The organism is Anoxybacillus thermarum, from assembly GCF_000836725.1.
Lineage (GTDB): Bacteria > Bacillota > Bacilli > Bacillales > Anoxybacillaceae > Anoxybacillus > Anoxybacillus thermarum.
Genome location: NZ_JXTH01000084.1, coordinates 1 through 7,790 on the forward strand (window position 1 = coordinate 1; position 7,790 = coordinate 7,790).

Annotated in this window: 7 protein-coding genes and 2 pseudogenes; 6 read left to right on the forward strand and 3 right to left on the reverse strand. The window is 39.6% G+C overall.

The window, feature by feature from the left end:
• From LH47_RS15595 to LH47_RS13530, 3 genes and pseudogenes are all read left to right on the forward strand, one after another.
• Positions 1-143: pseudogene (locus tag LH47_RS15595) on the forward strand (UPF0236 family protein); the annotation flags it as partial.
• A 264-nt stretch (positions 144-407) separates the two neighbouring features.
• Positions 408-683: a nucleotidyltransferase family protein gene (locus LH47_RS13525; RefSeq protein ID WP_152619631.1), complete on the forward strand. Its 276-nt coding sequence runs from the start codon at positions 408-410 to the stop codon at positions 681-683.
• Positions 667-1,005 carry a HepT-like ribonuclease domain-containing protein gene (locus LH47_RS13530; protein WP_043968397.1) on the forward strand — a complete coding sequence of 113 codons (339 nt, stop codon included), beginning with the start codon at positions 667-669 and terminating at the stop codon, positions 1,003-1,005. Before LH47_RS13525 ends, LH47_RS13530 begins: the two co-directional genes overlap by 17 nt.
• 90 nt (positions 1,006-1,095) lie before the next feature.
• On the opposite strand, the gene LH47_RS13535 is transcribed toward LH47_RS13530, so the two are convergent.
• Entirely contained in the window at positions 1,096-2,628 is a 1,533-nt protein-coding gene (locus tag LH47_RS13535; protein WP_043968399.1) for a multicopper oxidase family protein, read from the reverse strand.
• Between the two features lie 161 nt (positions 2,629-2,789).
• Positions 2,790-3,662 carry a C39 family peptidase gene (locus tag LH47_RS13540; RefSeq protein ID WP_042411611.1) on the reverse strand — a complete coding sequence of 291 codons (873 nt, stop codon included), beginning with the start codon at positions 3,660-3,662 and terminating at the stop codon, positions 2,790-2,792.
• 379 nt (positions 3,663-4,041) lie between these two features.
• Between LH47_RS13540 and tnpA the strand changes: the two genes are divergently transcribed.
• From tnpA to asnB, 3 genes are all read left to right on the forward strand, one after another.
• Complete coding sequence (gene tnpA, locus LH47_RS13545) at positions 4,042-4,440, forward strand: IS200/IS605 family transposase (RefSeq protein ID WP_012748944.1); 399 nt, start codon at positions 4,042-4,044, stop codon at positions 4,438-4,440.
• Between the two features lie 12 nt (positions 4,441-4,452).
• On the forward strand, positions 4,453-5,562 hold the full coding sequence (locus LH47_RS13550) for an RNA-guided endonuclease InsQ/TnpB family protein (RefSeq protein ID WP_043968406.1): 1,110 nt from the start codon (positions 4,453-4,455) through the stop codon (positions 5,560-5,562).
• A 146-nt stretch (positions 5,563-5,708) separates the two neighbouring features.
• Positions 5,709-7,556 carry an asparagine synthase (glutamine-hydrolyzing) gene (gene asnB, locus LH47_RS13555; RefSeq protein WP_043968408.1) on the forward strand — a complete coding sequence of 616 codons (1,848 nt, stop codon included), beginning with the start codon at positions 5,709-5,711 and terminating at the stop codon, positions 7,554-7,556.
• Between the two features lie 88 nt (positions 7,557-7,644).
• Here asnB and LH47_RS15600 read toward each other — a convergent pair.
• Positions 7,645-7,790, reverse strand: a pseudogene (locus tag LH47_RS15600) (UPF0236 family protein); the annotation flags it as partial.

Below are 7,790 nucleotides of genomic sequence, written 5' to 3' on the forward strand. Positions count from 1 at the left end.
CCAAGCGGGTTGAACAGGCCAAACGGAAGGCAGGACGGTTGTGGGCAGATGTGGTGCGTCAGAATCTACCGTGTCTGCAGCGGTCATCCGGGACGCCGATCCATCAAGCGTTGTCGGCGCTTCGGGATTTTGGTTGGGTGTAAAAAAATGGAATACAATATCATCACTTCAAGATGAGGGATGAGAGTCCAAAAGCGCTTACGATATCAATTCCTGAAAATGGTTCGCTAACTAGTGATTGACAACACCCGTAGTGAACCGAAAAAATGTTCTCCACAAAGTCTTGACTGACTCTTTTTTTCTTTTCATGAAGAATAATTAAAAAACGAGATGTTATAATGAGGATAACAGGTACTGAGAAAAGGGGGGTGGTCAATTTGCTATCACAACAAGAAATACTTAACGAAATGTCAAAATATTTAGATGTATGGAATGAAAAGTATGGTGTGAAACGGATCGGGTTATTTGGTTCGTACAGTCGGGGAGAACAAAGAGAATCGAGTGACATTGATGTGTTGGTAGAATTTATAGATCATGCGATGACATTCGATAATTATATGGAGTTGAAATTTAGTTTGGAAGATCATTTTCAAAAACCGGTAGATTTAGTTATTGTAGATGATATCAAACCGACATTAAAGCCGACTATTTTAAGGAGTGCTAAGTATGCAGAGAGAGCCTAGCGTTTTTTTACAAGGTATTCTGGCTGCTGCAGAAAAAATTGAGAAGTACACCCAAGGGCTTTCTTATGATGACTTTCTAGATAATGATTTAATATCAGATGCGGTCATTAAAAACATATTAGTGATCGGAGAAGCAGCAAAAAACATTCCAGACGAAATTAGACAGGCATCCCCACATATCGAATGGAGAAAGATGGCTGGCATGAGGGATATGATGATCCACGGTTATTTCTCCATTAATTACCGAATTGTTTGGGATGTTGTTCGAAATAAGATTCCTAAGCTAAAACAGCACGTTGAACAATTGCTAAATGAAAGTTAAACTTCAAATGGTATGCGCTGTTTTGGGGGGGAATAGCTCGTTATTCAAAAAACCCCCTCCAGCATTTTTATTTGGAGGGGGGTCCATTTCTTATTCACCTTTATTTGTTGTGTCATTCGGATCTGGGGTATAGTCCGATTTGTAATCGGTATATTTTACTTCTGTGACCATTCCGGCTGAAGCATGGTGCAAGTCATGGCAATGGAACATCCAATTTCCCGGATTATCCGCTTTAAACGCGACGACATATTCTTCACCAGGGTTTACATTTAAGGAATCCTTTATCAATGGAGAGCCTGTGACTGGCTTACCGTTTTTGCTTAATACTTGGAAGAAATGTCCGTGTAAATGCATCGGATGTACATCCATAGGTGAATTGTTCACTATTTTTACTTTTACTAAATCTCCTGTCTTCACATTGATCGGCGCTGTGTCAGGATACGTTTTCCCATTAATCGTGAAAATCATGCCATTTTTGCCCATGGCCGTTCCTAAATCCATTGTGTACTCTACATCATATTTTTGGTCTAACGTAAATGAACCTACTTCATATTTTCCGTATGTTGTCATATCCACAACAGGGAGGTTTTCTTTTGCATTTTCTTTATCCGTATTGTTTGTCTGGTCTTCGTATTGAATTTTCACTTTCATGCCATCGGTACCTTCCATATCACCATGACATTCTAATAACCATTCACCCGGGTTATTCGCGATAAATTCAATATCATAACGTTCACCCGGAGCAATATTTAAAAGTTCATCTTTGATTGGTTGCGGATCTTTTAACGGCTGCCCGTCAGTTGCGACAATTTTAAACTCATGACCATGCAGGTGAAGTTTGTGGGCCATGTATCCTGCGTTTACAAGGCGAAGCCGCACCTTTTCGCCTTTCTTCACTTTTAAAGGTTTGACAGCGGAACCGCTTTTCCCGTTAATCGTGAAAATATCATACATATTCATATCATGGCCCATGCTGCTCATATGCTGATCCATTCCACTCATATCCATATTTCCTTCATCCGGATTGCTCATCCATTCATCTAACACAAGTGTATAATCTCGATCTACTTTTTCTTCATTTTTCGGTTCTACGATTAATGTACCGTATAATCCCTTGTCCACTTGCTCGGCGCTTTTTTGATGGGAATGATAAAAATACGTTCCCGGCACGGTTGCTGTAAATTCATACGTAAACGTTTCACCCGGTTTAATGGCGTCCATCGTGACACCCGGTACTCCATCTTGGTCATTTGGAACAGGGTAGCCGTGCCAGTGAATCGTGATCGGTTCTGGCAATTCATTTTTTAAAACAATTTTCACATTATCCCCTTGCTTTACGCGGATTTGCGCACCGGGTACCGATCCATTATACGTGTAGACCGGAAGTTTGACTTTATCATTTATTTGTAATAATGCTTCCTTAGCAGTAAGATTAATCTCTTTACCGGATAAAACTTCTGTATTGGTTGCCAAAGGCAGTTTCTTACTGGAGTCCTGTGCGGTGTTTTCTTCCTTCATATTCATGTTGGACATGTCGTGTCCTTGCATCGAAGAATTATTTGAGCAAGCTGCACCAATCGCAACAACTCCTGCCAAAACAGTTCCTAACAATAATTTCTTCATCGCTTTCCCTCCATAAACTTGTGATGTAAGTCATAGTAACATCATCATAAAAAATAAATGTGCAAAATTTATGGAGAAAAATTATATTTTTTTCACACGAAGTAGTTCGAAGATTAAATTATTGTTTGACATAAAAAAGATAAGCCACTACCTATAACCGGTTAATTGCGGTTATAGGTAATAGCTTGTTTGCCCATTTGTATCCAAGCTTGAATAAATTCAGACTTAGGTGCTTTTTTATTTTTCGTACCTGTCAATGGGTCATTAAAATAAATATATTTCTCATCATATCCGGTGATTAACACGGAATGCTCCCGGTATGTTATTTTTATAGGGCCTTGCGGGGTCTGCCATTCAATAAATTCAGACGGAGGAAGTATACGAAAGGTTGTGTTGGTAATAACCCAAACTGGGGTACCTTCAGACAAATACTTATATATTTCTTCAAATGATTGTCCTGTTAAATCAACGATTTGGTTTGGTAAATAAATCTCGGCTAATTCTTTTATAGGTTTATGATAGACACCATATCCCGGTTTCTTTATTGTATACATGTCACCAACAAACCCTTCATTTGGATGTCCATAAAATACTTTTCCATTATGTATTCGATAAGGGGTTGGATTTTTCTTTATTTGCTTCGCTAGTGTCATCTTGTCTACATTGATTCCCGCGTGATTCAAAAGCATTGCCAGACTTGTTACCTCGCACCCCCTTGGTAGTTCTGGGAGTTGCGAGAAAAGGGGGGCATCAATGAGAGCTGATTTAACCGGGATTTGTTCTTTTGAATGTCTAGATGATGGATTTCTCGCTTCAACTTTATTTTTATATGATGTTTTCTGTACTAGATTGTTTATAGCGTCGACCATATTTTCAGAATTTACATAATGGAAAAATAGAGTTAAAAACAATAGGAAAAAAGCGATATAGGATCCTATTGCTAGTTTATATAACTTCTCATTGGTTGGCTTTCGTAAAAGAAAAATAGAAAGTGAAACAATCATAAAGGCTAAAAAAAGTATAATCCCTAACATGACAGCTGCACCCCTTTGTTAAACTTGCTGTTTTTATATTATCGACTAAATATGCAGAAACAATGGAGATGATTCTTATCATGTAATTATGTAACAATCTCAAAAAATCCATAATTTCTCCACATTTTATTGTTTTAATATGTTAGAGGAATGAAAATATCGCAAGCAGGTTTCAGGAGGAATAAAAAGTTCATTACAGGAACCTATAGATGGTATAAAAATAGAGTTTGTTAAATTTAACATCTTTCCGAAAGAAGTCTCCCACTTCTAAACGAAGTGAAAGTGGGAGATGAATTTCGGTTAGGTATAGCCTAAAATTGTCTCTTTTTTGTGTGTTATGATATAATCAGTTTTAGAAAAATGAAAGGCTGTTGTATCAATGAAATTAGACAATAATAACCATTCAGTGTTCCTATTGTATTATCATCTTGTGCTGGTTGTAAAATATCGCAGACAAGTGATTGATGATACCATATCTGACTATGCAAAAGATATGTTTGTGAGATTGGGTAAAAATTACAATATTTCCTTGGTCGAATGGAATCACGATATGGACCATGTGCATATTTTGTTCAAAGCACATCCAAATAGTGAATTATCCAAGTTCATCAATGCCTATAAAAGTGCAAGTTCTCGACTGATCAAAAAGCATTTTCCGCAAGTGAAAAGAAAACTGTGGAAAGAATATTTTTGGTCAAGAAGCTTTTGCCTGCTTACAACGGGTGGTGCGCCCATTGAAGTAATCAAAAAATATATCGAAAATCAAGGTATGAAGTGATGTGGTGTCGATATGGCAAACAAAGCCTATCAGTTCCGTCTATACCCAACAAAAGAACAAGAAGAATTGCTCGCCAAAACCTTCGGTTGTGTCCGTTTTGTGTATAACAAAATGCTTGAAGAACGCATACAAATGTTTGAAAAGTTCAAGGACGATCAAGAATCCTTGAAACACCAAACATTTCCGACCCCTGCCAAGTACAAAAAGGAGTTTCCTTGGCTAAAAGAAGTGGACAGCCTTGCGCTGGCAAATGCTCAACTAAATTTGCAGAAAGCGTTTCAACACTTCTTTTCTGGCCGTGCTGGATTTCCCAAGTTCAAAAACCGCAAGGCGAAACAGTCGTACACCACAAATGTGGTAAATGGCAACATCAAGCTTTCAGATGGCTATATCAAGCTGCCCAAACTGAAATGGATCAAGCTCAAGCCACATCGGGAAATTCCTGCCCACCATATCATCAAGTCTTGTACGATCACGAAAACCAAAACAGGAAAATACTATATTTCTATTCTCACAGAGTACGAACATCAACCTGCCCTAAAAGAAGTGCAAACGGTTGTGGGGCTTGACTTTTCCATGAGTACGCTGTATGTCGATAGCGAGGGTAAGAGAGCCAATTATCCTCGATTCTATCGCAAAGCATTGGAAACACTAGCAAAAGAACAGCGTAAATTGTCTCGTAAAAAGAAAGGCTCGAATCGTTGGCACAAACAGCGTCTGAAAGTAGCGAAGCTGCATGAGAAAATGGCCAACCAGCGCAAGGACTTTCTGCATAAGGAGTCGCACAAATTAGCGAAACGGTATGATTGCGTGGTCATCGAAGACCTCAACATGAAAGGGATGTCACAAGCCCTCCATTTCGGTCAAGGCGTTCATGACAACGGCTGGGGCATGTTCACCACTTTCCTTCAGTACAAGCTGGCCGAACAGGGGAAGAAGCTGATCAAAATCGACAAATGGTTCCCCTCGTCCAAAACGTGTTCGTGCTGCGGTCGAGTCAAGGAGTCTCTATCGCTTTCTGAACGGACATTCCGCTGTGAATGTGGATTCGAGAGCGACAGGGACGTCAATGCGGCCATCAATATCAAACATGAGGGCATGAAACGATTGGCGATCGTCTAATTTGTCCTCGAACCGTGGGGCACACGGGGATCGCTCGGTCAACTTCCCATCATGAGATGGGATTACCCGAGAAGCCCCCCACCTCTAAGCGAAGCGTAGGTGGTGGGAGTATGTCACATTTGATAAAGTGGGGGAATAGCAATATCATGTGCGGTTTTATTGGTTGTATTCATGATCATCCAAGAATCATTGATGAAAAATGGAAAGAAACGTTTCAAGAAATGAATGATATCATTACTCATCGTGGTCCTGACGATGGTGGTTATTTTTTTGATGAATATGTGAATTTTGGATTTCGACGTTTGAGTATTATCGATCTTGAGACAGGGCACCAGCCATTGTCCTATGAAAATGAACGATATTGGATCATATTTAATGGGGAAATCTACAACTATGTGGAATTGCGAGAAGAATTGCTTGCAAAGGGATATAAATTTACTACTCATTCCGATACAGAAGTCATTATTGCTCTTTATAGTGCTGAAAAAGAAAAAGCTGTAGAAAAGCTTCGAGGTATGTTTGCTTTCGTCATCTGGGACAAACAAGAGAGAACGATTTTTGCGGCACGTGACCCGTTTGGCATAAAACCATTTTTCTATATGGAACAGGGCGACCGTACGTTTTTTGCTTCCGAGAAGAAAAGTATTTTGCTAGCTCTTAAAAATGATTTATTAGACTATGATTCACTGCAGCATTATTTAACATTCCAATATGTACCTGAACCAATGACGATGTCTGTTGGTATTAAAAAGTTAGAACCGGGTCATTATATTAAGAAAAAAATCGGTGAAAAATTAACCATTCATCGCTATTGGAAAGCCAAATTCCAACCTATCATCAAATCAGAAGATGAACTTGTCAAAGAAATTCGCAACGCGCTGTTCGATTCCGTGCAAGTGCATATGCGCAGCGATGTGCCGGTAGGTTCGTTTTTATCAGGAGGAATTGATTCATCCTTCATTGCAGCAATTGCTAAACAATTCAATCCTAATATCAAGACATTTTCTGTCGGCTTTGAGCGGGAAGGCTTCAGTGAAATTGATGTGGCAAAAGAAACAGCGGAAAAGCTGGGCGTTGAGAATATTAGCTATGTCATTTCACCAGAGGAATATATGGCGGAATTACCGAAAATTATGTGGCATATGGATGATCCACTTGCCGATCCTGCGGCAGTACCGCTTTATTTTGTTGCCCGGGAAGCAAGAAAGCATGTAACGGTCGTTCTTTCCGGTGAGGGAGCTGACGAGTTATTTGGCGGTTACAACATTTATCGTGAGCCGCAGTCATTGGAACTTTTTGAGCGAATGCCAAGTACGGTTAAATCAGCTTTGAGAGTGATTGCAGGGCTACTCCCGGAAGGAATAAAAGGAAAAAGCTTTATTGAGCGCGGTACAACACCAATGGAAGAACGATATATCGGCAATGCGAAAATGTATAGCGAGACAGAAAAACAAGAACTGCTAAAAGGATATAAGAGGGGATTAGAATATACATATATTACAGCTCCTTTTTATAGAGAAACAACTCATTATCCTCCTGTAAACCGGATGCAATATATTGATATTCATACATGGCTGCGAGGCGATATTTTATTAAAAGCCGACAAAATGACGATGGCCCATTCATTAGAGTTGAGGGTTCCATTTTTAGATAAAAAGGTATTTGAAGTAGCCGCCAAAATTGCTCCGGAAATGAAAACGACAAACAAAACGACGAAATATATTCTACGAAAAGCAGCAAAAGGAATTGTTCCAGATCATGTTTTAAATCGCAAAAAATTAGGATTTCCGGTGCCAATTCGTCATTGGTTAAAAAATGAAATGCATGATTGGGCGAAAAACATTATAAAAGAAAGCGCAACCGATCATTTATTTAATAAAGATGTATTGTATCGTTTACTAGACGAACATTGCAAAAATAAAGCAGACCATGAGTCAGTCAAGACTTTGTGGAGAACATTTTTTCGGTTCACTACGGGTGTTGTCAATCACTAGTTAGCGAACCATTTTCAGGAATTGATATCGTAAGCGCTTTTGGACTCTCATCCCTCATCTTGAAGTGATGATATTGTATTCCATTTTTTTACACCCAACCAAAATCCCGAAGCGCCGACAACGCTTGATGGATCGGCGTCCCGGATGACCGCTGCAGACACGGTAGATTCTGACGCACCACATCTGCCCACAACCGTCCTGCCTTCCGTTTGGCCTGTTCAACCCGCTTGGACT

Excerpts from the sequence above, each read along its gene's own strand:
- asnB (WP_043968408.1), top strand. The coding sequence starts at position 5,709 with ATGTGCGGTTTTATTGGTTGTATTCATGATCATCCAAGAATCATTGAT.
- LH47_RS13535 (WP_043968399.1), bottom strand. The coding sequence starts at position 2,628 with ATGAAGAAATTATTGTTAGGAACTGTTTTGGCAGGAGTTGTTGCGATT.
- LH47_RS13525 (WP_152619631.1), top strand. The coding sequence starts at position 408 with ATGTCAAAATATTTAGATGTATGGAATGAAAAGTATGGTGTGAAACGG.
- tnpA (WP_012748944.1), top strand. The coding sequence starts at position 4,042 with ATGAAATTAGACAATAATAACCATTCAGTGTTCCTATTGTATTATCAT.
- LH47_RS13540 (WP_042411611.1), bottom strand. The coding sequence starts at position 3,662 with ATGTTAGGGATTATACTTTTTTTAGCCTTTATGATTGTTTCACTTTCT.
- LH47_RS13550 (WP_043968406.1), top strand. The coding sequence starts at position 4,453 with ATGGCAAACAAAGCCTATCAGTTCCGTCTATACCCAACAAAAGAACAA.
- LH47_RS13530 (WP_043968397.1), top strand. The coding sequence starts at position 667 with ATGCAGAGAGAGCCTAGCGTTTTTTTACAAGGTATTCTGGCTGCTGCA.